The sequence below is a fragment of the Campylobacter sp. CH186 genome, assembly GCF_004378925.1.
Taxonomy (GTDB): domain Bacteria; phylum Campylobacterota; class Campylobacteria; order Campylobacterales; family Campylobacteraceae; genus Campylobacter_D; species Campylobacter_D jejuni.
Map to the genome: position 1 here is coordinate 48,656 of NZ_RYYB01000002.1, position 26,213 is coordinate 74,868.

The 26,213-nt window shown below is 29.7% G+C and carries 21 protein-coding genes, 4 tRNA genes and 1 pseudogene; 16 read left to right on the top strand and 10 right to left on the bottom strand.

Features of this window, described 5'->3' with window-relative positions; all coding sequences use genetic code 11:
- The first annotated feature begins 6 nt into the window (after positions 1-6).
- From ELQ09_RS03035 to ELQ09_RS03050, 4 genes are read left to right on the top strand one after another with little or no spacing between them, the layout of a single operon-like run.
- Positions 7-2,130, top strand: a complete 2,124-nt coding sequence (locus ELQ09_RS03035) for a TonB-dependent receptor (RefSeq protein WP_134224650.1) — start codon at positions 7-9, stop codon at positions 2,128-2,130.
- On the top strand, positions 2,105-3,091 hold the full coding sequence (locus ELQ09_RS03040) for an iron ABC transporter permease (RefSeq protein WP_134224684.1): 987 nt from the start codon (positions 2,105-2,107) through the stop codon (positions 3,089-3,091). The genes ELQ09_RS03035 and ELQ09_RS03040 overlap by 26 nt, the downstream gene beginning before the upstream one ends.
- Positions 3,091-3,867, top strand: coding sequence for an ABC transporter ATP-binding protein (locus ELQ09_RS03045; RefSeq protein ID WP_134224651.1), 777 nt, complete (start codon positions 3,091-3,093; stop codon positions 3,865-3,867). Before ELQ09_RS03040 ends, ELQ09_RS03045 begins: the two co-directional genes overlap by 1 nt.
- Entirely contained in the window at positions 3,864-4,670 is an 807-nt protein-coding gene (locus ELQ09_RS03050; protein ID WP_070241013.1) for an ABC transporter substrate-binding protein, read from the top strand. Before ELQ09_RS03045 ends, ELQ09_RS03050 begins: the two co-directional genes overlap by 4 nt.
- Here the strand turns inward: ELQ09_RS03050 and ELQ09_RS03055 are convergent.
- Positions 4,667-5,524 carry a radical SAM/SPASM domain-containing protein gene (locus ELQ09_RS03055; protein ID WP_208357099.1) on the bottom strand — a complete coding sequence of 286 codons (858 nt, stop codon included), beginning with the start codon at positions 5,522-5,524 and terminating at the stop codon, positions 4,667-4,669. The two genes, ELQ09_RS03050 and ELQ09_RS03055, sit on opposite strands and share 4 nt — an antisense overlap.
- 165 nt (positions 5,525-5,689) lie before the next feature.
- Here ELQ09_RS03055 and ELQ09_RS03060 point away from each other — a divergent pair, with 165 nt between their 5' ends.
- The gene (locus ELQ09_RS03060; RefSeq protein ID WP_134224652.1) at positions 5,690-6,949 is read left to right on the top strand and encodes an MFS transporter; all 1,260 of its coding nucleotides are present in this window, start codon (positions 5,690-5,692) and stop codon (positions 6,947-6,949) included.
- Here the strand turns inward: ELQ09_RS03060 and mutY are convergent.
- Positions 6,935-7,954 (bottom strand): A/G-specific adenine glycosylase, encoded by a 1,020-nt coding sequence (gene mutY, locus ELQ09_RS03065; protein WP_052858794.1) that lies wholly within the window; start codon positions 7,952-7,954, stop codon positions 6,935-6,937. The two genes, ELQ09_RS03060 and mutY, sit on opposite strands and share 15 nt — an antisense overlap.
- A gap of 73 nt (positions 7,955-8,027) precedes the next feature.
- On the opposite strand from mutY, the gene ELQ09_RS03070 reads away from it, so the two are divergent.
- From ELQ09_RS03070 to ELQ09_RS03100, 7 genes are all read left to right on the top strand, one after another.
- Positions 8,028-8,780 carry a hypothetical protein gene (locus tag ELQ09_RS03070; RefSeq protein ID WP_134224653.1) on the top strand — a complete coding sequence of 251 codons (753 nt, stop codon included), beginning with the start codon at positions 8,028-8,030 and terminating at the stop codon, positions 8,778-8,780.
- Positions 8,781-8,851: 71 nt separating this feature from the next.
- Positions 8,852-8,926, top strand: a tRNA-Gly gene (locus tag ELQ09_RS03075).
- A gap of 9 nt (positions 8,927-8,935) precedes the next feature.
- A tRNA-Leu gene (locus tag ELQ09_RS03080) sits at positions 8,936-9,024 on the top strand.
- 18 nt (positions 9,025-9,042) lie between these two features.
- Positions 9,043-9,116 (top strand) — tRNA-Cys (locus tag ELQ09_RS03085).
- 21 nt (positions 9,117-9,137) lie between these two features.
- Positions 9,138-9,225 (top strand) — tRNA-Ser (locus tag ELQ09_RS03090).
- A 202-nt stretch (positions 9,226-9,427) separates the two neighbouring features.
- Positions 9,428-10,438, top strand: coding sequence for a bifunctional diaminohydroxyphosphoribosylaminopyrimidine deaminase/5-amino-6-(5-phosphoribosylamino)uracil reductase RibD (gene ribD / locus ELQ09_RS03095; protein WP_096702731.1), 1,011 nt, complete (start codon positions 9,428-9,430; stop codon positions 10,436-10,438).
- On the top strand, positions 10,419-10,940 hold the full coding sequence (locus tag ELQ09_RS03100) for a hypothetical protein (protein ID WP_134224654.1): 522 nt from the start codon (positions 10,419-10,421) through the stop codon (positions 10,938-10,940). Before ribD ends, ELQ09_RS03100 begins: the two co-directional genes overlap by 20 nt.
- An 8-nt stretch (positions 10,941-10,948) precedes the next feature.
- Here the strand turns inward: ELQ09_RS03100 and ELQ09_RS03105 are convergent, their stop codons facing one another.
- From ELQ09_RS03105 to ELQ09_RS03120, 4 genes are all read right to left on the bottom strand, one after another.
- Complete coding sequence (locus ELQ09_RS03105) at positions 10,949-12,313, bottom strand: L-serine ammonia-lyase (protein ID WP_134263758.1); 1,365 nt, start codon at positions 12,311-12,313, stop codon at positions 10,949-10,951.
- Between the two features lie 14 nt (positions 12,314-12,327).
- Positions 12,328-13,578 carry a serine/threonine protein kinase gene (locus ELQ09_RS03110; RefSeq protein WP_070316570.1) on the bottom strand — a complete coding sequence of 417 codons (1,251 nt, stop codon included), beginning with the start codon at positions 13,576-13,578 and terminating at the stop codon, positions 12,328-12,330.
- Positions 13,579-13,838: 260 nt separating this feature from the next.
- Positions 13,839-14,255 carry a PepSY-like domain-containing protein gene (locus tag ELQ09_RS03115; protein ID WP_002856602.1) on the bottom strand — a complete coding sequence of 139 codons (417 nt, stop codon included), beginning with the start codon at positions 14,253-14,255 and terminating at the stop codon, positions 13,839-13,841.
- Between the two features lie 64 nt (positions 14,256-14,319).
- Positions 14,320-15,063, bottom strand: coding sequence for a DUF4261 domain-containing protein (locus tag ELQ09_RS03120; RefSeq protein WP_044306321.1), 744 nt, complete (start codon positions 15,061-15,063; stop codon positions 14,320-14,322).
- Between the two features lie 159 nt (positions 15,064-15,222).
- Here ELQ09_RS03120 and exbB point away from each other — a divergent pair, with 159 nt between their 5' ends.
- From exbB to ELQ09_RS03135, 3 genes are read left to right on the top strand one after another with little or no spacing between them, the layout of a single operon-like run.
- Positions 15,223-15,648, top strand: coding sequence for a TonB-system energizer ExbB (gene exbB, locus ELQ09_RS03125; protein WP_070316572.1), 426 nt, complete (start codon positions 15,223-15,225; stop codon positions 15,646-15,648).
- Positions 15,641-16,030, top strand: a complete 390-nt coding sequence (exbD, locus tag ELQ09_RS03130) for a TonB system transport protein ExbD (protein ID WP_002851470.1) — start codon at positions 15,641-15,643, stop codon at positions 16,028-16,030. Before exbB ends, exbD begins: the two co-directional genes overlap by 8 nt.
- Positions 16,027-16,710 (top strand): energy transducer TonB, encoded by a 684-nt coding sequence (locus ELQ09_RS03135; RefSeq protein ID WP_070316573.1) that lies wholly within the window; start codon positions 16,027-16,029, stop codon positions 16,708-16,710. Before exbD ends, ELQ09_RS03135 begins: the two co-directional genes overlap by 4 nt.
- A gap of 19 nt (positions 16,711-16,729) precedes the next feature.
- On the opposite strand, the gene ELQ09_RS03140 is transcribed toward ELQ09_RS03135, so the two are convergent.
- Positions 16,730-17,608, bottom strand: coding sequence for a hypothetical protein (locus ELQ09_RS03140; RefSeq protein ID WP_134224656.1), 879 nt, complete (start codon positions 17,606-17,608; stop codon positions 16,730-16,732).
- A gap of 53 nt (positions 17,609-17,661) precedes the next feature.
- Positions 17,662-17,858 (bottom strand): annotated as a pseudogene (locus tag ELQ09_RS03145) (hypothetical protein).
- Between the two features lie 119 nt (positions 17,859-17,977).
- Between ELQ09_RS03145 and ELQ09_RS03150 the strand changes: the two are divergent.
- A complete protein-coding gene (locus ELQ09_RS03150) occupies positions 17,978-18,961 on the top strand; it encodes an MnmA/TRMU family protein (RefSeq protein ID WP_096702735.1) in 984 nt (327 codons plus the stop codon).
- Positions 18,962-18,963: 2 nt separating this feature from the next.
- Here the strand turns inward: ELQ09_RS03150 and ELQ09_RS03155 are convergent, their stop codons facing one another.
- Both ELQ09_RS03155 and ELQ09_RS08495 read right to left on the bottom strand, forming a co-directional pair.
- Entirely contained in the window at positions 18,964-20,616 is a 1,653-nt protein-coding gene (locus tag ELQ09_RS03155) for a ShlB/FhaC/HecB family hemolysin secretion/activation protein (protein ID WP_079862118.1), read from the bottom strand.
- An 8-nt stretch (positions 20,617-20,624) separates the two neighbouring features.
- Positions 20,625-26,201 carry a hemagglutinin repeat-containing protein gene (locus ELQ09_RS08495; RefSeq protein WP_134263759.1) on the bottom strand — a complete coding sequence of 1,859 codons (5,577 nt, stop codon included), beginning with the start codon at positions 26,199-26,201 and terminating at the stop codon, positions 20,625-20,627.
- Positions 26,202-26,213: the final 12 nt, after the last annotated feature.

Below are 26,213 nucleotides of genomic sequence, written 5' to 3' on the forward strand. Positions count from 1 at the left end.
TAAAATTTGCATCCAAATAAAAAAGCTTTTAAGTTATCTTTATTTGCATTATTGCTAATAACTAATTTAAATGCGCAAGAATCAAATGAAGCTATTAAATTACAAAAAGTTGTTGTTAGTGCAACAGGTTTTGAGCAAGATGCAGACTCAAATTTACGCAATGTAATCAGCATAGAAGGCAAAGATCTGCAAAATAAAGGTTATGTTTCCTTAGAACAAGCCTTAGAAAGAATTTCGGGTATTAGCTTTGTAAATTTTGGACTTGGACGCAATATAGATATGCGTGGACAAGGAGATAAATCCAATATAGCTGTAAAAGTTATGATCGATGGGCGTGCTATTAATGTTCTTGATAATTCCCATGGTGTAACCCCGCTAGATAGTATCAATTTAGATAATGTAGAACGCATAGAAATCATACCTGGAGGTGGGTCTGTGCTTTATGGAAGTGGTACTAGAGGGGGTGTGATTAATATCATTACAAAAAAACAAAAATCAGATGCTTTTGCTATAAATTTAAAAAGCAGTGCTTATGATCATGGTGGACTAGGTGGAAATTTAGGTATCAATGGTGCCAAACAAATAAATGAAAATTTAGCTTTTAGCTTTGATATACAAAGTTTTAACCTTGATGGATATCAAGAAGGTTATAATGAAAAAGGTTATTTTATTAACACAAAAACCTATATTGATATCAATGATAATAGCGATTTAACTTTGGGTTATAATTATTTTAAAAGCAAAAATACCAGCAGTGGCTATCTAACAAAAGCACAAGCTCAAAGCGATCCAACTCAAAAAGGCAATAGTGACAATATCACACAAATCAATCGCCCTGAAATTTCTTTGGATTATCATTACTATTTTGATGATATATGGGAATTTAACCTAGAAGCTTTTTGGCAAAATCAAAAGATCAATTATCTAAAAGATGTTTCTACAATGAGTTATAGAGATATGAATCTTCCTGTATATCAAAATGGAAGTGGTTTTGAAGACACACTTACAGGGGTAAGTTTAAAAAACAAGCTAAATTATGCAAATAATTCTTATTTTATTTTTGGTTATGAATTTGCAAACCATGATGCAAAAAGAACAAGCATTATTCATTATGATGTAAATAGCCCTAGGTTTCAAATGAGTCATACTATGACAACGCTTATGGATATGACTAAACAAAGCCATTCTATTTTCGCTCTTGATTCTCATGAATTTAACGATATTTTTAGTATTTCAGGTGGAGCAAGATATGAATATAGTCTTTATGACACAAATAGAAATTACACTAGCAATATGATTATATCAAGCGTTCCTAGACCAAGCACTCCAGAGCTTTTTTCAACCGATGATACAAGTCATAACTTCGCCTTTGAAATTACTCCAAATTTTAAATACTCAGACACAGGAAAGCTTTATATCAAATACGAAAGAGGTTTTGTCTCTCCAAGTCCAGCACAATTTGTGAATAAGGATAAAGATTCACAAAAGTATTATTCTGCAAATTTAAATCCTGAGATCTTTGATACTTTTGAACTAGGAATTGATGATTTTTGGTGGGATTTTTACGGCTTTAATCTAACTTTATTTTACACCCAAAGCAAAGATGAAATTTCTTATCTTGGAAACCCTCACGCAACAGGTGGAGGATTTTGGCAATATTATAATATAGATCAAACTCGCCGTTTAGGAGTAGAATTAAGCCTGAGTCAAAATTTTTTAGATGATGATTTAATCTTTAGAGAAAGTCTAACTTATCTTGATGCTAAAATTTCTAAAGGCGTTAATGACGGCATGAGAATTCCTTATGTTTCAAAAATCAAAGCCACAGCTGGGCTCGAATACGCTTGGAATAAAAATTTCTCAAATTTTATTGATTTAACCTATTTTTCTAGAGCAAAAGATGGTGGAATTATAGATGAAAATACAGGAAAAATGTCTAAAAATTCTTGGATAAGGGATTATTTTTTAACAGATATTGGCATGAAATATAATTATAAAAAATTACAAATTTTAGCAGGAATTCGCAATCTTTTCGATAAAAGATACTACACATACCAAGACAGTATAAATGATCAATACCTAGCTGGGAATGGCAGAAACTACTATGTTGAATTTAAATACGCATTCTAAAATTTTAGTGATTATAGGGCTTGTAGCAGCTTATATAATCGCTTCTTTTACAGCACTTTGCTTAGGAGATGAGAATTTAAACCCAAAAGAACTTTTTTCATATATCTTTAGCCGAGATGAAATTCTAAGACAAATCATCATAGATGGACGCTTACCACGCATTATAATGGCGATTTTAATCGGTATGCTTTTAGCTAGTAGTGGGGCTATCACTCAAAATGTATTTTCAAATCCTATAGCCGATCCTTATATCATAGGTATAGCTTCTGCGGCAACCTTTGGAGCGGTTTTGGCGTATTTGTTAAAATTGAATGATTATTATTATGGAATTTTAGGTTTTGTTTGCTCTGCCTTTTTTGCCCTAGGAGTTTTTAAAATTTCTTCTAAGGCTTCTATAGCGACTTTACTCATTATCGGCATAGCAGCTTCATCTTTTTTAGGGGCTTTTACTTCTTTTTTCACCTATCTTATAGGCGAGGATTCTTTTAAAATAGTCGCTTGGCTTATGGGAAATATAGGCAATGCTTCTTGGTTTCGTGTGGGAATTTTAATCTTGCCTTTAATTTTTTGTTTGTTTTATTTTTACGCTCATAAAAACGAATTAAACATACTTTTAAGCGGAGATGATGAAGCTAGAAATTTAGGGGTAAATGCTCAAAAATTAAAAATAAATTTACTCATTGTCTCATCCTTGGCTGTATCTTTTGCGGTTGCTTTTAGCGGACTTATAGGCTTTGTTGGACTCATCATTCCTCATACTATAAGACTTTTGCTTAAAAATTATGATAATGCCTTAGTTATCCCTTTATGTACAGCATTTGGAGGATTATTTTTACTTATTTGTGATACTTTAGCAAGAACTCTTTTAGCCCCTGTACAAATTCCGATTGGAATCCTAACTGCATTTTTTGGAGCTCCTATTTTTTTATACTTGGCTTTAAGCGCTAGGAGATTTTTATAATGCTAAAAATACATGATTTAAGCTTTGCTTATCACCAAAAAAATTTACTAAAAAACATTCATTTAGAACTTAAAAATCAGGCTTTTGTAGGAATTTTAGGGCCAAATGGCTCAGGCAAAAGCACTCTTTTAAAACTTATACTTAAAAATTTAAGTCCAAATAAAGGAGAAATAAGTCTTTTTAATACAAATATCAAGGATTTTTCTCTTAAAGAATTTGCCAAAATTTGTGGTTTTGTACCTCAAAAATCAGAATTAAACACCCCTTTAAAAGTCATCGATGTGCTTTTAATGAGCAAATATGCGAATTTAAAACACGCTTTTAGTTCTTATTCCAAAGAAGATATTTTAGAAATTAAAGAATTTGCTAAGGATTTAAGACTTGAAAATTTTCTAGAAAGAAGTATACTTTCTTTAAGCGGAGGTGAATTTCAAAGAATGCTTTTAGCAAGAGCTTTGCTTAAAAAGCCAAAAATTCTTTTTTTAGATGAACCTACTTCAGCCCTTGATTTAAACTATGCTATAGAGCTTTTAACTCTTTGCGAAAAACTAGTTAAAGAAAAAAATATAGCCGTTGTTGCTATCTTGCATGATTTAAATTTAGCTTCCATGTTTTGCGATAAAATCCTTTTTTTAAAAGAAGGGGAAATAAAGTATTTTGGAACGAGCAAAGAGCTTTTTACTCAAGAAATTTTAAAAGAAATTTATGATTTAAACTGCGAGATTATTTATAAAAATTCTAAACCTTATATTTTAGCTTTAAAGGAGAAAAAATGAAAAAAATTTTAATTATTATGAGTTTATTTTTAATCACACTAAATGCAAAAGAACGCCTTGTAGTGCTTGATCCTGCAAGCATAGAAACCCTTTTTATGCTTAAGGCTGAAGATCAAATCGTAGGCATTGCCACTTTACAACACTCAAATATCTATCCTAAAGATCAAACCTCAAAACTTACAAGTGTAGGCACTTTTTCAAATCCTTCACTTGAAAAAATAGTAGCATTAAAACCAAGTTTGGTGATTTTAAGCTCTTATTCTTTAAATTTAGAAGAAGGACTTAAAAATTTTGGTATCAAAAGTATCAATTTAAAAGCCGAGCGTTTAGAAGATATAACAAAAAATATCACAACCTTAGGCCAAATCACCAAAAAAGAAAAAGAAGCAGAGCTTTTAAAACAAGAATTTACCCAAAATTTAAAAAAATTAAGCGATAAACCCCTAAATAAAAGTGCGATTTATCTTTATTCTAGCAACCCTTTAATGGCCTTTAATAATAATTCTTTAATAGCTGATATTTTAAGACTTATAGGGATTAAAAATTTAAGTCCGCAAAGTCAAATTTCAAGACCTGTTATATCAGCAGAATATATACTGAAACAAAATCCAGACATACTCATTCTTGGAATTAATGCTAAAAACAATCTTTTGGATACAAATGCTTTATTGAAAAATACCAAAGCAGTTAAAACAGGGAGTATTTATTTTAACAAAGATACACATATATTATTACGTCTTAGTCCTAAGATAATAGATAGAATTCAAGAATTTAAAACAAAGCTAGAAAATAACAATTTTTAATCACCCAATCTTGCTTTAAAAAATTCGCAAGTTTGACAAAGCTTTTCTATGCGTTCATCTTCTTTAAAAGCTTTTTTCATCATCTTTATACGCGGTGATTTAAAAAGCTTATCAAAGTTATTTTCAAAAACATTTCCCAAGTTAATATCTGCTTTAGTATCCAAACAGCAAGGCACTAAACTTCCATCACTTAAAATCCCAATTTGCTCTTTTAAAGCATGACATTTTCCTTTTTTATAAAGGGGTTCATCTTTTAAATTTGGCCATTTAAAAAGTTTATTTTGATGAAGCAAAATATGTCTTTGCAAGCGATTTTTACTTAAGTTTGTATCGATCTTAACTTCAAATTCTTTGGCTAAAAACTCATAAATTTTTAAATTTGACTTAGGTGCTTTAAAATTAGCATCTAAATTCCAAAGTCTTAGATTGATAAAAGAAAGGCTTTTTTGCTCTAAATGCTTTTTGCAAAGTTCTAAAATAGGCTTAAAATACTGTTCTAAAGAAATTTTGCTTTGACTTAAAAAAGACATTAAAGAAATATTGATTTGATGGATATTCTCATACCCTAACAATAAAGCTTGATTTTTAGAATTTAGATAAAAGCCACTTGTAGTAATTTCAAGTTTCATAGCTTCACCTTTTGCGATTTTTAGATAATTTTCAAAATTAGGCAAAAGCAAAGGATCACCCAAAAGATGAAAGGTAAAAAGCTCAGCTTTATTAGAAATTTCATAAGCTAAGTTTTGAAATTTTTCTTCACTCATTACCCCGCGAATTCCTTTTTGAGAAGGGCAAAAATCGCATTTTAAACCACAAATATCGCTTAATTCTATATATATTTTTTTAAATTTCATTATATTTCCTAGAGTAAACATTTTACCAAAATTTATGAAATTTATTAAAATATGTAACATTTTTATCAATATTTTTATCTTTTTTATTTCTCTTCTTTATTTTTAAATATATTAAGCAAAAATCACACTATACTTAAATAAAAATCTAAAATTAAGGAAGGGTTTATGCAAGAGCTTACTCGCACAAAAAAAATTCGCTCTATTATTGCTGCAAGTAGTGGAAATTTAGTAGAGTGGTTTGACTTTTATATCTATGCTTTTACAGCAACTTATTTTGCTCATACTTTTTCAACTTCAGATAATCCTGTTATCCAGCAAATCAATGCCTTTGGGGTTTTTGCAGCAGGATTTTTTATGCGTCCTATAGGCTCTTGGCTTTTTGGCTCTTTAGCTGATAAAGTAGGTCGTAAGAAATCTATGGTTATATCAGTGGTTTTAATGGCTTTGGGCTCTTTTATGATAGCAGCCTTGCCAAGCAAAGATACAGTGGGCGATCTTGCTATTATCTTACTTTTAATAGCAAGACTCATTCAAGGTCTTAGTGTAGGTGGGGAGTATGGCATAGCAGCTACTTATCTTTCAGAACTTGCTACAGAAGGAAAACGCGGTTTTTACTCATCTTTTCAGTATGTAACCCTAATAGGTGGTCAACTTTTGGCCGTTGCAAGCACTAGCATAATGTTTTTATTTTTTAGTATTGATGATATGAAAGATTACGCTTGGAGAATACTTTTTGTAATAGGTGGAATTTTAGCACTAGGCTCGCTTTTTGTAAGAAAAATGATGAATGAAAGTGCTACAAAACTTCACCAGCATGAAGATCGTGGTACTTTAAAAGCATTATGCAAATCTTGGAAATCTTTTTTAATGGTGCTTGGGGTTACTTCTGGGGGTTCTTTAGCTTTTTATACTATTACAACTTATACTAAAACTTTTATGGAAAATACGGGTATGGATAAAATGCTTGTTAATAATCTTTTTTTAGGTGCTTTATTTATACTAATGATCATTCAACCTCTTTTTGGATATATAGGAGATAAAATAGGTCACAAACGTTCTTTAATTGTATTTTGTATTTTGGCATTGGTAGGAATTTATCCTATTTTTTCACTTATAGCCAATAACGTGCAAAATAATCCTTCTTTGACATTTATGTTAGTAGTATTATTGTTTGTTATTTTAAGTTTTTATACTTCAGTTGCCGGGATTTTTAAAGCAAAACTTTTTCCTGAACATGTAAGGGCTTTAGGGACAGGTTTGGGTTATGCTATTTCAAATGCTGTTTTTGGAGGATCTGCTCCTTGGGTTGCTTTGCAATTTAAAAATGCAGGTATAGAAAATGGCTTTTTTATATATATAGCTATTTTTACAATCATCATGCTTATAGCTACTTTATGCTTGCCTAAAAAATCAGAGCTTAATTAATTTTAACGCTTTTAAAGAAAGTGCTGAAAGTGCGGTACTTTCTAACTCTTTTAAGGTTTGAAATTCATAATTTTTATTTTCATTGTTTAAAATTTGATGATAAACCTTGATATTAAGTTTATACTTAGTATAGCTGTGCTTAAACTCCCCTACAAAACTCATATCTTTAGAAAGTTTATACTCTCCTTCTTTAAAAAAAGGAAAATTATACATACCCTTATAAAGCTTATCTTGACTTTGCCCTATGGCAAATTTTTTATTAAATTCAAACAAAAAAAGATTTAAATTTACACTTTGATAAAGTATTTTTTTAGCTCTTGGATAAAGCTCTGTATGAAATTTGCCTTGACAAAAATCATACAAAGGACAAATTCCACACTTTGCATTTTTACTCACACAAACCAATGCTCCTATATCAAGCAAAGCTTGGTTATGATCAAAGGCATGATTTATATTTAAAAGCTCTTTAGCTCTTTTTTCAAGTTCTTTCATACTAGGATTTTCCAAAGCAAAAAGACGAGAAAGCACACGGCGTATATTACCATCAACAAAAGAAACCTTTTGATCATAGCCAAAACAAGCTATAGCACCTGCTGTATAAGCTCCTATACCGCTTAGTTTTTTTAGTTCCTCAACTTCTTTGGGCAATTTAGCTCCAAACTTATCCACGCATTCTAAGGCCACCTTTTTTAAATTTCTAGCACGAGTATAGTAACCAAGCCCTTGCCAAGCCTTTAAAAGCTCATTTTCATTGGCTTTAGCTAAACTTTGCAAAGTAGGAAATTTTTGCAAAAAGGGAAAATAAAACCTTTCTAAAACTGATTTAACTTGAGTTTGTTGAAGCATAATTTCGCTGATATAAACCCCATAAGCTCTATCAATATGCTTTAAATTTTCATCACAATTTTGACTTTGTAAATTACGCCAAGGCAAAGTTTTGCGTCCATTTTTTTCATACCAAAGAAGTAAATTTTCTTGCAGTTTTTCAAGCTCTTTTTTTTGCATAAATGAAAGTATAACAAAAAATTTTAAAATTTTTTGCTAAAATTAGCTCAAATTAAATTATTAAGGATATTAAATGTTAGCTTTTTTTAAAGGTTTAGGCGTAGGTTTTTTATGTTTATTACTTTTTGTTGCAGGAGTAGTTTTTAATGTAGAATTTTTAGGCAAAAAAGACTCTAATCATGATTTATATTTTTCAAGAAATATAGAAGTAAGCAATACACTAAAACCCGATATTTTATATGCAAATATTAATTTTTGGGCAAATGAAAATTTAAGCTCAAAAATCACATTAGACAATAGTGAAAAAGCCGAAATCACAAATACTTTCAATCAAATTTTAGAACGCTCAAAAAAAGAAAATTTTTGTAGCGGAGGAAGTTTTTCTTTAGAGCCTAATTTTTCCTATAAAGATGGTATACAAACCCCAAAAGGTCAAAGATTTGATGCGAATTTAGAATGTGAATTTAAAGAAAACCGACTTGCAGATTTTAACAAGCTTTTAAATGACATCAATTCTATCATAGCTAAAAATAATTTCATCAGCGTTTCAACACCAGCCATACAAACAAGATTTTCAAAAGATACACTAAACAACAACAAAGAAAATCTCTACAAAGAGCTTTTAAAAACATCATACGAATATGAAAAAACTTACTCTTTAGATCTTAATAAAACTTGTGTATTGAAAAATTTACAAGTAAATACAAATGCCAATATCGCACCTAGAATGTTAAATGCGAAATCTAGCAATATAGAACTTTCATCTCCAATTATCAGCGAAAAAGAACAAATTTTAAGCGCGAAAGCTTTATTTATTTGCAAATAACTTAAGGCAAAATAAACTCCTTTTAAGTTTATTTTGCTATACTTTTATCTTCAATTCTTTCAGAAATTTATGCGGGAATAGCTCAGGGGTAGAGCACAACCTTGCCAAGGTTGGGGTCGCGAGTTCGAATCTCGTTTCCCGCTCCATAATCACCCGCCCGGGTGGTGGAATTGGTAGACACAAGGGACTTAAAATCCCTCGGAATTTTTCTTCCGTGCCGGTTCAAGTCCGGCCTCGGGCACCACTTTTTCAACATTATCAGGGCGACATAGCCAAGCGGTAAGGCATGGGCCTGCAAAGCCTTGATCTCCGGTTCGAATCCGGATGTCGCCTCCAAAAGGCAAAACTTTACTTTATCGGGAGATGGCTGAGTGGTCGAAAGCGGCGGTCTTGAAAACCGTTGAGGGTCACACCTCCAGGGGTTCGAATCCCTTTCTCCCGGCCACCAAGACTTTCTAGTTTATCAATTATATCATTCCTGAAATTATAAAGGATACTACAAATGAAAAATAATACTTCGGTCTTACTATTTTTGTTATATCCTAAAAAACTTAGAAAAACTATGACTAATATAACTAAAAATAAGAAATACAAATGGAAAATTTAGAATTTGTTATCTTAAAACAAAAATATAAAATTTTAAAAATATGTCAAATTTTAAAATACAAGGTAGGCAAATGAAAGAATTTTATATGAATTTAGCCTTAAATGAGGCTTGGAAATATCAGTTTTTAACCTATCCAAATCCGGCTGTAGGCTGTGTAATCTTAGATAAAAATGGAAAAATTTTAGCCATAAAAGCTCATGAAAAAGCTGGATTAGCTCATGCAGAACTTAATGCCATAACTCATGCTTTTAAAAGCTTAAGACCTGAAATTTCATTGCCTAAAGAAGCAAACGCCTTACATGAGTTTATTTGCAAAAACCATCAAGGTGTATTTAAAGATAGCATAGCTTTTGTCACACTTGAGCCTTGCTCTCATCAAGGAAAAACGCCTCCTTGTGCAAAACTCTTTAGCGAGCTAGGTTTTAAAAAAATTTTCATCAGCGTTAAAGATGGAAATAAAATCGCAAGTGGTGGGGCTGAATTTTTAAAAAAACAAGGCATAGAGGTTGAATTTGACATACTTAAAGAAGAAGGAAAAAAACTTTTAAAACCTTTTTTAAAATGGCAAAAAGGGCAATTTAAACTTTTTAAATTAGCCCTTTCTATGAATGGCTCGCCTTTTGGCAAAATCGTAAGCAATGAGCTAAGTCGCGCTTATGCACATAAAATTAGAGCGGTGATTGATTTGCTTGTAGTCGGTGGAGAAACCATAAGAAAAGATCATCCTATACTAGATGCTAGGCTTTGCAAAGCAAAAGCGCCTAATCTTTGTATCTTAAGCCGTCAAAATATAGATAATTTTGATAAAAATATCCCTTTATTTAAAGTTCCAAACCGCCAAATTTATACCCAAATTCCAAGTGAAGCAAAATTTTTAATGTATGAGGGTGGAGAAAATTTTCTAGAAATCTTTAAAGATGAAATAGATATGTTTTTGATTTTCCAAAGTTCAAGTTTAAATGATGAAAAAAATGTTACAATACCTTTAAATTTCAAGCCACTTTATAGGAATTTTTTAGGGAGTGATACTTATGGCATTTATGAACTTTAGTGGATTTTTTTATGCAAGAAATGATTTAAGATTATTTAAAATAGAAAAGACAAATGAATTAAAATCCTTTTTTTACAAAAACTACACCTTATCAAGCTACAAAGATGATTTAAATTTAAACAATGAAATCTTTTTTTATCAAAGTTTAAAAGAAGACTTATTTAAAGAAAATGATGAAATTTTAGTTTCAAATTTGGGTAAAAAGATCATACTTTTTAGAAATTTTACTCAAAATTGTGATAATTTTAATGAAGCAAAATTAAAACAAATATTGCTTTTATTTTTTTTATTATTAGCGAGTGTATTTTTTGCAAGTTTGGCTATGATTAATGAATTTGGAGCCATAGATCTTGTTTTTTTAATGATTTGCTTATTACTTTTAGTGATGGGAGCAATCAATCTTGGCTTGCTTTTTAAGCAAATTCGTATTCTTAAAAGTTTTTCCAAAGAAGAAATGAAAGAATTTTTAAGTCAAAGAATGAAAAAATACACTAAAGTGTAAAAAATACTTTAGCATACTGTTTTTAAATTTGTAGCAAGACCACCTAAAGAAGTTTCTTTGTATTTATAATTCATATCTTTTCCTGTTTCGTACATGGTTTCTATAACATCATCAAGGCTTACCATGGGAGTAGATTTACGTGTCATTGCCATTCTAGCAGCACTTATAGCCTTAATAGCTCCAAAGGCATTTCTTTCTATACAAGGAATTTGCACAAGTCCTGCAACTGGATCGCAAGTTAAACCTAGATGATGCTCCATTGCCATTTCAGCAGCGTTGCATGCTTTAAAAGCATTAGCTCCTAAAACTGTTGCCATAGCCGCAGCTGCCATAGAACTAGCACTACCAATTTCTGCTTGACAGCCTGCTTCTGCTCCGCTAATACTTGCATTTTTCTTATAAAAAGAACCTATAAGCATTGCTGTTAATAAAAACTCTATAGCCTTTTCATCACTAAAGCCTATAGTATGATTTTTAAGATAAAGCATAACAGCAGGGATAACAGCACATGCTCCATTTGTTGGTGCGGTTACAACCTTTGCTCCGCTAGCATTTTCTTCAGCAATCGCAATAGCATATAAAGAAATAAAATCTATAATGACCATAGGATCAGCTGTCATCGCCACTCTTTCTTTAAGCCCTTTGGCTCTACGTTTTAAATGAAGTTTTCCAGGCAAATAATCTTCATTTGGATGTGTGCCATTATAATACACTTCTTGCATCACTTCCCAAATTTCAAGACAATAAGCTCGAATTTCCTCTTTAGTGTGAAATTGCAATTCATAACGATAAGAAAGCTCTGCTAAATCCCAATCTCTTTTATCGCAAAGTTCTAAAGCTTCTTTTGCATTGTTAAGCTCTATATCTAGTTTTTTCTTTTTATTTTGGTTGGAATTTTTACCTTTTTTTTCTAATTGTGCAGCTGTTAAAACAAAGCCTCCACCTACAGAATAATAAGTTTCTTCATCAATTAACACACCTTTGCAATCATAAGCTTTAATCTTCATACCATTCTCATGCAAAGGTAAAAAATCTTTGGAAAATATCAAATCTTTTTCATAATTAAAACAAAGTTTTTTCTCGCCACAAAAATCAATTTGAGCATTTTCAATAGCATTTTTATTTGCTTCATCTTGTATTGCCGCACTTAAATTTTTAGCTTCTAGGCCATTTAACCCCCAAATTACAGCCTTATCACTCAAGTGTCCTTTACCTGTTAATGACAAAGAACCGTAAAGAGTGACTTCAACTCTATCAATTTCATCGAGCTTTTTAGCAACTTTTTTACAAAATAAATTTCCAGCAAGCATAGGCCCTAAAGTATGAGAAGAAGAAGGGCCAACACCTATTTTAAAAATGCTTAAATTACTCATTTTTTATCCTTAATTTATAAAAGATTGTGAATTGCAGCAGAAATTGCAACTATTCCCATTACCAAAATAAAAAGATCTAAAAATTTATTACGAAATCTTGCCAAAATATCAAAACGATAAATACAATAAAGCGGCATTAAGAAAAGCAAAATAGCCAAAACAGGACCACCAATAGCCTCAATAATTCCTATAACACTTGGATTTTTATACGCAACAAACCAAGCGATAGCAAAGGTAATGATCGCTGTTAAAGTTTGAGCGAATTTACCTTGAATTTTACCATTACTTGCTTTATATAAAATACCATTTAAGCCCTCTTGAGAACCAAGATAATGTCCTAAGAAACTTTTACTAATGGCCACAAGTGCAACAATAGGCCCAACATAAGTCAGCAAAGAAACTTCAGGAAATTTATTTGCTATAAAGGTAAGAATATTGATATTTTGATCTTTTGCTGATGCAAAATCTTCTGGTGTAAAAGTTAAAGCACAAGAAAAAACAAAAAACATTACAACAAAAACCATAAGAATAATTGCCAAAGAAATAATTTTTCTAGCGCGAGGTTCAGCATAATCACCATATTCTTTTTTACAATAACAAGCAAGCGAAGAAATAATAGGAGAGTGATTAAAACTAAATACCATCACAGGAACAACAAGCCATAAAGTAACCCAAAAATTACTTGTTGAAATTACAGAAAAATCGGCATTTGTAAATAATGATGAATTCCATTGTGGAATTAACAGCAATGAAAAAATAAATAAAAATATAATAAAAGGAAAAACAAGAAAACTCATTGCTTTTGTCACAACATTCTCACCAAGAATAGAAATCAAAACCAAAACTCCAACAATCAAAAAACTCACCCACCAACGAGCAGCATGAGTAAGATCTGCATTGAAATTAAACTGATTGACTAAAAATTCAAGTAAAGTTGTTGTAAGATTAGCACTATAAACCAATAAAATGGGCAAAATAGCAAAAAAATACAAAAGCGTAATTAAAAATCCACCACCCTTGCCAAAATAACTTTCTGCAACAAAAGTAATATCATCTTTTGGATTAGAACTTGAAAGCACAAAGCGACATAAATTTCTATGAGCTAAGTAAGTCATAGGAAAAGCTAAAACAAGTATAACTAGCAAAGGTATCAATCCACCAAGCCCAGCACTAATAGGTAACAAAAGTACGCCGGCTCCAATAGCTGTTCCAAAAAGAGATAAAACCCACCTTGTATCGTGACTAGTCCATTTAGGAGTATTCATTATTCTTCCTTAAATTATAAGATTGTATCTCTTTTATTTTAGCAAAATATTTATAAATAATTATTTTTTTTAAAAAATATTTTAAATCTTATGTAACATTTTGTAAATTTAATTTTATAAAAAAACAATCACTTGTATCAATAAAGTATTATTTTAAAACTAAATATATTTTGGGTTTTGCAATCAAAAAATAAAAATTTGGAAGACTATGCTTCCAAATTTTTGCATCAAATTTTCTAAGGGAGTTAAATTTTCAAAAATTAATCTAATTTTTGACCTAGGACATTTCCTTGCATATCCGTATAAACTTTCATGTTATTATTAAACTTAAATTTATAACCATTAATTTCTTTATCTATTTCAAGAATTTGAGCATTTGGTTGAGTTGCGCTTACTTTTTTCATAACACTAGGTAAAATAGTATGTGGCAAAGCCTTGTATTTTCCATCAACTTCTTTCCAATCTCCATTGATCATAAAATCAATTTCAGTTCCATCATTTAAAATTACATCATAAGAATCTATATCTTTTTTCACTAAACCAATTTGAGCAGTTTTAAAATTTTTAGAAATAAATTCTTTGGCATTATTTGGAAGTTCGCTAGCAGGAACAACCATATCTTTAGCTAAAAGCACCGTAGCGCCCAACAAAGCAAGTAAAGTTAATTTTGCTTTCATAATTTCTCCTTTTGTGTTTTGGTTGGCGAAAGTTTAACTCAAAACTGTGAAGTGAATGTGAAACTTAAAAAATAATTTTCAAGCTTTCGTTCTCAACACTTATACCTTGACTTTTTATAAATTTTATTTCTTTTCCATCTTCAAATTTTAAAATATCTTTATCTTTTAGATTAATATCATAAGTTAAAATATGTAAAACAATATCATAAATACAAAAGAAAAGTTCTTTTTCTTCTATGTTTAAATCACAAACTTCAAGTTCTAATTTATCAAAATTTCTAAGCCCATAAGTATAAGCATTGACTCCATTTTCACTAGGATAAACACTAACATATATCCAATTATATACCGGTAAGCGATTATCATCTAACATTTTTGCATTTTCTATATAAAAACTGGGTTCTAGAACAACTGCACCTGTATAAAAACCTAAAGCATGTTTATTATCCAAACATAAAGCTGCAATTTTCGTAAACATTTTAGCTTGTTCTAATTTGCTTTGATCTTGACTTAGCACCGCTATAAGAAGGTGAGCTTTATGTTTTTTAGTTTGCTCTAAGGCATCTTTCCACATAAAATTAAAATTTGCATAGTATTCTGCTTCGTGATTAGGTATAGGATTTTTAATCAAATTTAAAGTAATCAACATATTTTCATGTGAAAAAATCACTCCCTCTTTGGTAAAATTTTCATCAGCTATTTTTATATTAAATTTATCTTCTAAAATGCTTTTTAACTCCGAAAAATTAAAATCAACTTCATCAAGAAGAACAAAAGAGGTAAAATTGTGATTTAAATCTATAGTCATATTAAAACCCTATATAAATTTTTGTAAATTATAACCTAAATAAAAATAAAAATTATAAACAAGAATTTCTTAAAAATTATGATAATTGATATTAATTATAAATTTATTTTCTATATAGTATAATCTTTTAAAATTTATAAGTATATTTTGGAGAAAAATGTGGAATTTCTAAAAGATTACATCGATTTAATTATCTTTTTAATTCTAGGAATTATGGCATTTATAGCTTTTTGGTGTGTCGTAGAAAGAATGCTATTTTTTAGAAAAATTAACTTTAAAAATTATGAGAATCAAGAGCAATTTGATGATGCGATTAGCGAAAATTTAACCACTATATATATCATCTATTCCAATGCCCCCTATATAGGACTTTTAGGCACTGTAATAGGCATAATGGTTACATTTTACGAAATGGGATTGGCGGGTAATATAGATGTCAAATCTATAGTCGTAGGACTTTCTTTAGCTCTTAAAGCTACAGCCTTAGGACTTTTGGTTGCTATTCCTGCTTTAATAGCTTATAATGCTCTACTTAGAAAAGTTTCCCTCTTAAGCAATGCTTATAAGGCAAATAAAAATGCTTAAACTACCAAAAAATGAAGGTTTAAATATAGTTCCATTTATAGATATTATGCTTGTTTTGCTTGCTATAGTACTTAGTATTTCAACCTTTATTGCGCATGGAAAAATTCAAATCTCACTTCCTTCAAGTGAAAATGCTACCAATATAAGCAATAATGAAAAAAAACTTCTTATAACCATAGACGAAAAAAATACTTTTTATTTAAATGATAAATTAGCTGATTTAAATGAAGTTCAAAATGCTATTTTTTCACTTGATAAAAAAACTATAGTAGAACTAAAAAGCGATAAAAATGCTAAATTTGAAAGCTTTGTAAAAATTATAGATTTTTTAAAAGCCAAAGAACATGAAAATTTTCAGATTCTTACTGAGAAAAACAAATGAAAACTTTATTTTTAAATCATAAATACCAAGCTTCTTATATAACTTTTATAGTCTTTATACCTTTGCTTTTTGTCATTTTTCACTCAAATGATTTTTTTAAAATGGAAATTAAAAACGAAGATTCTTTTTCTTTGGCAATAAAACAATTTACCCAAACTAATCCAACAAATGAGGCCAAACCAACAGAATCCATTATAGAACCTATCAAACCAAAACCTCAGCCAAAAGTTATTAAAAAAACTCCTGAAAAAATTCAAAAAAAGGTAAAAAAAACACCTCCACACCCAATGCCAAATAAAACCCCTATAGCGCCAACTCAAGAAGTTAAACCTTTTGCAAAAACAACTGATATAAATGTCAAACCTAAGATCACCCAATTAACACAAGGAAAAGATAATCACCCTGTATTAAAAGAAATCCAAAAAGCTATACAACAAGCACAATTTTATCCAAGGCAAGCAAAAAAAATGCGTATGCAAGGAACTGTAAAAGTAGAATTTTTATGGAAAGAAAACAAAACTTTAGCAGATTTAAAAATCATCGAAAGCTCAGGATATGATTTGTTAGATAAAAGTGCTTTAGAAAGCATAAGAAAAGCTTCTTTAAATTTTCCGCAGTATAATGGAGATTTAAGAATTACACTACCTATTATATATGATTTTAAAATCTTAAGAGGGTAAAATTATAATTTTATAAAAGCTACACTCTCTTATCTACAATTTGTGCTTCTTGATTTTCAATTTTATTTTTAAAATCTTTACTTAAATTCTGACTTAATTCTTGCAAAGATTTTTGCTTCAATTTTTCAAATTCTTCAGGATTGCTAGCCTCAAGCTTTGCCTGCTCATCAGCACTTAAAGCACTTAAACCTTTTTCTTGGGCTTTTTGAAGCAAATCTTCGTCTTCTTTTTCTTTGATATTATTTTCCTTATCATCTTTTTTATTGATTTTTTGCGGATCTATGGTTTTCATAGCATTAGCTCCACCACCTGATGCTTCTTTAATGTCGCTTAAAATTTCTCTCATACTAGGTTCTTTAACATCACTATCATCAACTTTACCATCTTTATTTACATCTTTATCAATAAAAAAATTTAATTTTTCTTCTATATTTGCATCATCAGATATTTTTTCATCGCTTGTTTTAAAGCCTAAATTTTGCATACTTTGTTGAAGGGTATTTGTATTAAAATTTAATTTTACACTTTGTTGTTTATTGTTTAAATTTGAATTTAAAGAACCAAAATTATCTTTTACACTTTCAAACCAATTTGAAACAAATTGGTTTGCTTCGCTATTAAGCCTTATACTACCATCATTTCTAGCAACATAATTCGTATAAGAACCGAAATTTTTTTGTAAACTACTATAATTTTCATCACTTAAATTTAAAGCTATAAGTTCACCTTGCTTATTTTCAAAAACAACCTTAACACCATCGCTATTTAAACTCGAAAGATCTTGCACGGGAATTTTATCTTGATCTTCTTTTTTTAATTCTAAAATTTCTTTACGATTTGTAACATTTTGAGAACTTGGTAAAGAAACATTAAAATCATTGATTGTTAATTTATCCATAATAACTCCTTAGAAATTTTAAAGCCCAAGCATTTAACTTGGACTTGTTTATTTTATTTACAAGCTGCAAATAAGCCCAAACGACACATTTGTCTTTGATATTGAGTAGGCAAAGAATTGCATCGTTTCAATCTTATTTCATAATCAACGCAAGAACTTCTAACTTGTGGGCTTTTATTATTCTCAGTTTTGCCATAAGCAAAAGAACCAATAAAGCAAGCACTAGTGCAACAGAGAGTAATTTTCTCATAGTAAACTTCCAAAAATAATTGTAATCTTAAAATTATTTGATACAATTACAAATTTGATATCGGCAAAAAATCAAATTTATTTATACTAACAAAATTATTTTTTAAAAAAGGAACATAAATGAAAGCATTAGCTCTTTTTAGCGGTGGGCTTGATAGCATGCTTGCAATGAAACTCATCACTACACAAGGCATAGAAGTTAAAGCTCTAAATATCAATATAGGTTTTGGAAGCACAAGCGATAAAAGCGAAATCATGAAAAAGCGTGCGGCAATGGTAGGTGCAGATTTTGAAATGATAGATGTAAGAAACTCCTATCTTCAAGAGGTGCTTTTTAATCCACAATATGGCTATGGCAAACATTTTAATCCTTGTATAGATTGTCATGCTTTTATGTTTAAAACTGCTCTTGCTATGTTAAAAGAAGAAAATGCAAGTTTTATCATCACAGGAGAAGTTTTAGGACAACGCCCTATGAGTCAAAGAAGTGATGCGATGACAAAAGTTAAAAAACTTGCCCTTGATGAAGAAGATTTAATCTTGCGTCCTATGTGTGCAAAAAACCTACCTCTAACCAAACCCGAAAGAGAAGGTTGGGTAGATAGAGAAAAACTCGAAGATATTAGCGGAAGAAGTCGCAAAAGACAACTTGAACTTGCAGCTAAGTTTGGTTTGGAAGACTTTGAAAGCCCAGGTGGAGGTTGTTTGCTAACTCTTGATAGTTTTGCTAAAAAAATTCGAGATTTCATAGAATTTGACAAAGATATGCAGGTTAATGACGCACAACTTTTAAAATATGGTCGTCATTTAAGATTGCCCAATGGAGCTAAAATGATCATAGGTAGAAATGAACTTGAAAATACTCTTTTAAAAGGTTTAAAAACTCCTAAATATGAAGTAATAGAACTTGGGGATTTAATCGGAGCTTACTCTTTGGTAGATGAAAAAATTTCAGAAAAAGACTTAGAACTTGCCTTAAAAATAGCCCTTACCTATACTAAACACGAAACAGGAAAAAGTTATGAACTTAAATTTAAAAACCGAATTTATAAAAACTTAGCCTTTGAAGACAAAAAAGAAATTAGTCCATTTTTTATTTCTTAAAACTAAAAAGATACAGAGGCTCTAAGATAAATAGGAATTGTTTCGCTTGGCATATTAGAAGATTTATGTATAGCTTTCGAAGCTGTTAAATTTAAAGAAAAATGATTTAAATTATATCTAAATCCAAAAGCAACTCCAGCTAAAAAGTCTTTATTGGGCAACAGATAATCTCTACCATAACCCATATCTATTCCAATAAAAGGCTCTAGCTTTCTTAAATATTTAGAAGCATTTAAAAATTGCAAATAAACTGTATTATTACTATACATTCCATAATCAAGAGCAGCAGAACTTTCCTTAAATCCTCTAACCGTATATTCATCACCTATTAAAAATTTATTAGAATATAACAATGGTTCATTAGAATAACTTGCACCAAAACTATTTTGATATAAAAATGCTATATCATCATTTATATAAAAATTTTTTTGATAACTTAAATTAAAATTTACTTTATTAAATTCAATTTTATATAAAGAATCTCTAGAGTCCCTTTTAGAACCTAAAAATGGAATTCCTTTTTCATATTCCAGATTTACAAATAAAAATCCGCTAAATGCTACTGTTGAATACTCAACACCACTAACAATATTTGAATATCTACCACTTGAACTCTCTAAGCGAAAATTATTAATTTCATTAATATCATCTTTAATATTTACATTAACATAAATTGAAAATTTATCTTTGTTTGTACGATGTAAAATTTTTTTTAACATAATTTTATGTCTTAAACTTGTATCTTTATTGTTTATAAAAGAATCATCATATCCTGCTATCAAATTTCTATTATCACTATATTGTAAAGAATACGATAATTGATAACTTTGTATAGGTAAGTTATAGCTTAATATATAAACATTTTCTCGATTTTGACTCATATTTTTCAATAATCCTTTAATAAAACCAAATCGTATAGAATCATTTAGATTGAAAACATTACTTAAAGAAAGATATGTGCTAGCTTTGTATTCTCCTTTAGCCTTAGAACCGCTATTATCAAAATCTAATATCAAATCAGGTAACTTTGGTTCAAGATTAACAAATATGTCAGAATAACCATAATTTTCATTAGCTTTTACAGCAATTTTAACATCTCTTGCACCATTATTTAGATTTTCTATTCCTGTATCCAAATCATAAATGTTAAATTTATCACCCTTTTTCAAAGGCATACCAAAATCTAATCTTGTTGTATTATTATCTCCATTAAGATATATCTCTCCTACAAAACCGTATTCTAAATCAAGAAAAAGTATATCATGTTGCCAATCTATTTCATCAATAGTTACACTAGAGGTTGAATAACCTTTTGAAATAATAAAATTGGTAAGCTCTTTAACTATATTATAAATATCACCAACTCTTAAGGGTTTGTTTATGTATCTTTTTAAAATACTTTCAGCTTGCATAGTAAGCTTATCATTTTTTTTAAATCGAATTTGTTTAAAAATATAAATTTGAGACTCAAAATCTTCATTTTTTGAATACTCATCTTCTTTTTTCTGTTGCTTTTTTTCTAACTCATTAAATTCTTTTTGTATATGCAATTGCTGTTGTCTTTTATCTAGTAAATTAAACATTTTTGTAGAGTCATCTGCCTGCAATAAACAAAGATGACTCATAAGCAAAAATACAATTTTAACAAATCGCACTCATAACCTTATTTATCATTTTGATTAAAAATTGGTTCTGAGTTTGATGTGTGATCAAGATGAGAATCGGAACCAGCATGAATAAAATGATCCACCCCATCTTTTATTTTATGAGTAAAAATCCCAATATTCATAGTTCCACCACTCCAAGAATGATCTTGAGTATTTTGAGTATTTTGAGTATTTTGACTCAAGTCATAATCCTTTTTATCATTAATATTGATATTCATTGCAGAGTTAATTTTGCCTGTCCTATCAATATGATCATTTAAATCAATATTACCTTTATAAACATGCTCTGTCGCTACAGTTAATGCAACATTAGCTCCATCGCTTTTTTCATGAACATCTATATTAGACCCTGTAACTTTTCCACCAAGCGATAAATTTCCTTTTTTAACATCAGAATTTAAAATTCCTCCTTCCAATGATAAATCTCCATTCACACGACCATTTAACTCATTACCGGCACTAATACCACTTTGAGTTTCTACAGCTTGGTTATCAGTTTTAGCATATCCTATACCAATTGTCCCTGAAAATTCTCCTGAAATAACATGATTTGACGATAAATCTAATCCTACAGATCCACCCAAGGAACCACTATGTTGTTCTGAATGAAATTGATCCTTTAAAGAATTAACATTTAAATCTCCATCTATATTTAAATCAATGTTATTAGAAGCTTTTATATTAGCACCATTTAATGTGGTGTCTTTTCCTGTAGTAATCTTAACATTATTTGTATCAAAATTAGAATTATAATATTTAGCTTCATCTTGTTTAAAACGTGATCCTCCAGCAGAAAACTCAATTTCACCTCCAGCGGTTCCTCCATCAAAAACATTATATCCTGCTACTCTTTTATTACCCATTTCCATTTCAAAAGAAATACCTGAAGAAGAAGAGCTTGATTTTGCAGCATTAGTTATAAAATTATCTTTTGCTTTGATATTAATTTCATCTGCCTTAGCATCAGTCCCATTTAAAATGATATCTCCTTTTGTACTTTCTATATTTAATTTACCTCCTGCTTTAACATGGGTGGTATTTTCTTTAGAACTTTGCTCATGTTCTTTCTCAAACGTAAAACCTATACTTTCGCCGGAGCTTGCTTCTGCAATATTATCATGAAACACACCAAGAGTATTTGAAAGAGCTTGAACTGTTGGTACCACATAATTTGACCCTTTATCATTACTAAGATTACCAATCCCCTGATTAAGAGCAGATACTGCTAAACCACCTGCTTCAAGTTTTTCTTTGCTATAAATACCAAATCTTGTACTATCTTCAGTTTTAGTATTTTCATACTTAGTGCTTTTAATCTCCCCTCCTTTTAAGTTAATATCTTTATCTGCTTCAAAGTTACCTCCACCTATATCCAAAGTGTCATCTGCTTCAATATTGATATTTGTTCCTTTAACCGAACTAGAAAGATAAGAAGATTCATCTTCTGTTTTTTGAGTTTTAGCAAATTCTATTCCTATTTCAGAAGAACCTAAAGTACTAGATCCTCTAAAATTACCATCATATGTTTGACCAGCACCGGATATTTGATCTGTAAAACTATATTTTGCGACGACTTCATGTCCACCTAATCCTATATTAGCATCACCAAAGAATCCTATAGCTGAAGAATTACTTTGCATGTGATTTTGATTCTTTGCTGCTACAAAATCAACCTCGTTAGCATGTATGTTAATATCTTTACCGTCTAAATGACTTCCTGTAATAGTTGCTTTATTTTTTGCATGTAAATTTAAATTACCTGCTTCAACATTAGATGAAGAAGCCAAAGAGCTGTCACTACTTACAGAATCATATCTATATCCTAATCCACTAAGAGTTGAAGAATCTAAAGAAGAAGAAATTTTATTTTCTCCATTTTTTATATTAATATTTTCTCCATTTAAATTAACTGAATTTTCAGCTTTAACATTAGAACCTACAACATTTATATTATTTTTAGCATCAATTTTAATATCTCCTTTTGAATTCAAATTACTACCAATCGATTTAGTAATTTCTGAATTACCTTTTTCATAAGAGATAGATGCTGTTCCATATCGTATTCCATCAAAAGTAACATTAGATTTTTCATGAGCATCTTTTATATTAACATCATTACCCTTAATATTAATTTCATGATTTGCATCTACATTACTACCTACTATATTAATATCTTTATTAGACATAATATCTATATTACCTGCTTTAAAATTTGAGCTTAAAACTTTATCTGTTGTCTGCAAAGCATTAGTATTTTCAACATCTGTATTAGTATTTTTAAAAGATGATGAATTAGCATAATCATTACTTATATTAATATTTCCATCTTTGGAATGTAAAGTAATTTTAGAATTTTCAGAATCTGCCACAACATTGCTATTTTTAACATTTACATCCTGGTTGGCACTAATAACAATAGTATCTTTTCCACTGATTTGACCTTTATTGATGGAGCTGTGAGAACCTTTTTCATCAACACCCAAAAGCGTATCTATATTAACTTCATTACCTTGGATATTAACATTTTTTCCACTTACGCTTGAACTATGTAAATTCATTTTATCATTAACATTGATATTAACCGTACCTTCCGAAGCAATATTACCTAATGAAGAATCGAATTTATCTGTATTTATATCAACTCCATTTTTTCCAACAATATTTACTCCACCTTTATTTGCCTCTAAAGTTTTATGAGAAAAATAAAATTTAGGAACAAAGACTGTTTTTCCATCTCTATCAACTTTTTCAAATAAAATCATATCATCATCAGTCGTTTGATTTTTACCCAATCCTTGGCCTAGTTTCAAACCATGCCCATTAGCGTATTTTACCCCATTTTCAAGAAGTAGTTTAATATCTTCATCACTTAAAGCACCATGCATACCCAATTTTGCATACATATTTTTAATAAGTTGATTTTGAAAGAAAGAATCCCCTACAACAGTAGCATCATCTAAATTTTTATCTTTAAATTCTTTTGCAACATCTTTAAATCCAAAATACTTATCTGCATCCACTGCTACAGAATCTGATGTATACTGATAAGAAATATTTCCATTTTTCGTATTTGTAAAATGAAACAATCCAGAATTAGCAATATCTGGTATCAGTTGCGAAGCTAAATCTTTATTATTTATTACATCTTCTAAATGAGATTTTATCAAAGCAGAATTCTCATCAAAAGAACTTACCAAACCTTGATTAAATTCTTTAGAATTTAAATTTAATTTTCCATTAGATGCTATTAAAGCTTCAGATTTTGCTTTAAAAACAATTTTAGCATCATGATTCCATTGACTTGGGTCTGGAACAAATCTTTTTGAAGCATAGTCACTGCCAAACAATAAAGAAAAATATAAATGCAAAGTCTCATTATGAGCAGCAGCATCTTTAAGAGCATTCCAAGCAGATTCTCGTTGATGATCTTTTAATTTATTACTTGCAAAGTATTTTAAAGCGTCAAGCAAGCTACCGCCTTTGGTAAAATAATCAGTCCAGTTAGTATTCCAAGATCCTAAATACTCTTTAGCAAAAAAACCATCTAGTTTAACATGAGATAAAACATCTTCTATATTAAGATCTTGACTTAAAGATTTATTATTAATATTTCCATAAGAAACAATATTACCTTGAGCTATAATTTTACCACTATTATTAATTTGTGCTGATTTATTTTTTGAAGTAGTATTGATATTGACATTCCCACCTGCTTGAATAGAAGCTTGTTTAGCATCTAAATTATTAAGATACTTTAAATTATCAATTCCAACTTCCATATTCCAACGTTTAAAAAGTGTATCACCATAATTAGCCCAACCATTACCTTTAATTTTTTCATCAGAGCTTTGAATAGAGCCTGTTAAACTTGCATTATTATTCAATTCTTTTACTTCAATGTTAATGTCTTTGTTAGCGACAATCAAACCATTATTATCAATAATATCGGCATTTAAATAAGCATTATTTAAACTATTAAAAGTAGAATTATTGGTAATATGCGAAGCAGTTGCTTTCAAATCATTGCGTGCCAAGAAATATCCATCATTGATTATACTCCCTCTCGCATTAAGAGTTAAATCCTTTCCACTAGCAACAAGATCTTTATTAAAAATATCTTTTGCCTCAAGTCCTATTGAAGAAGAATTTTCAAGCTTTGAATTAATATATAAATCACCCAAACTTTTAATATCAAGTAAATTTTTTGCATATAAATTACCGTTATTGAGGGTTAAATTTTTATTAGCTTGTAAATAAATATTATTTTGACTAAAAATTTTTCCCTGATTAGCAAAATCATCATTGTTTAAAGTTAAATATACATCTTTATTTGCCGAAATTTTACCTTGGTTTTCAAAAGATCCTGTATTGATTTTCGCATCACCTAAAGTATTTATAGAACCAAAATTGGCCGTTTTATTTTTAGTATGCAAATCTAAATTATCAGTATCAATTTGTGAATTTTCTACATTAGTTTTAAATACATCCTTAGTCTCTTTATTAAAATGAGTTTGTTTTGCATTTTCAAAATCTTGAGCATCAATTTTGATATTTTTACCTCTATATAATCCCTCATTAATGATTTTTCCATCAGCATTTAATCTCATATTATCTGCGTCAATCAAAGAAGTTGTAATATCTCTAGCATTTACATCAATACTTCCTCCTTGATTTACGCCAAGAGCTTGAAATTCTGCCTTGCCATTGACTTTGACAATAATATCTTTAAGACCTCTTATAATCCCGGTGTGTCTTACACCAACACCCTCTTCTGTGCTAACAAAGGTAACTGTATTTGCATACATAGAACCTAAATTCCTACCATCAATTCCATAATCAATTTTATCATTTGTTTGTCTTGAAGCAAGAATGTTAGGAATATTACTATTGCTTAAATCTACTTTATTAAATCCAGCTATAAAATTAATATTAGATAAGTATTTTCCTGCTTGATAATGAGCAATATTACCGGCAATACCTATGCTACGACTAATTACATTGAAATAATCTCCATCAACTGCAACGCCTTTTTCTCCAATATCTATTCTACCATTGCTTGTTGTTTCTGTTGTAAAATCTTCATTAAATTTACCAGCACTAAGAGTAACTCCTTTAGTATTCAAAAAAGTTGCTCCATTAACACTAAAACCATTTTCATTGGCAAAAATTAAATTAGCACTTTTTCCAAATACCTCAACAGGACCATTAATATTAGAAGCTTGTTTACTTAAAATTTCATTAATAATAGTATTGGCATTTTGTTTTAAATTAGGATTTTTATTTACCCATCCACCAATTTGAGAATTGCCATCAATTAAGCTATTATTAAAAATAACCCCATCTTTAACATTAAAATCTTCAAATTGATTATGCGAAACCCCATTTTTATTTGGATTTTTAATATTAATTACATCTGTATTATTGCTAGATTTTACCATATCAGTGGTTCTTGAAACAATAATATTGCCATTTCTTTGACGTAAATCTGCTGATAGTAATACGCAAGGAAATAAAGCACTAAGAAGCGTTAAATTTAACGATAAACGAACAATTTTCTTTTTATTGAATTCCATAAACCCCTCCTA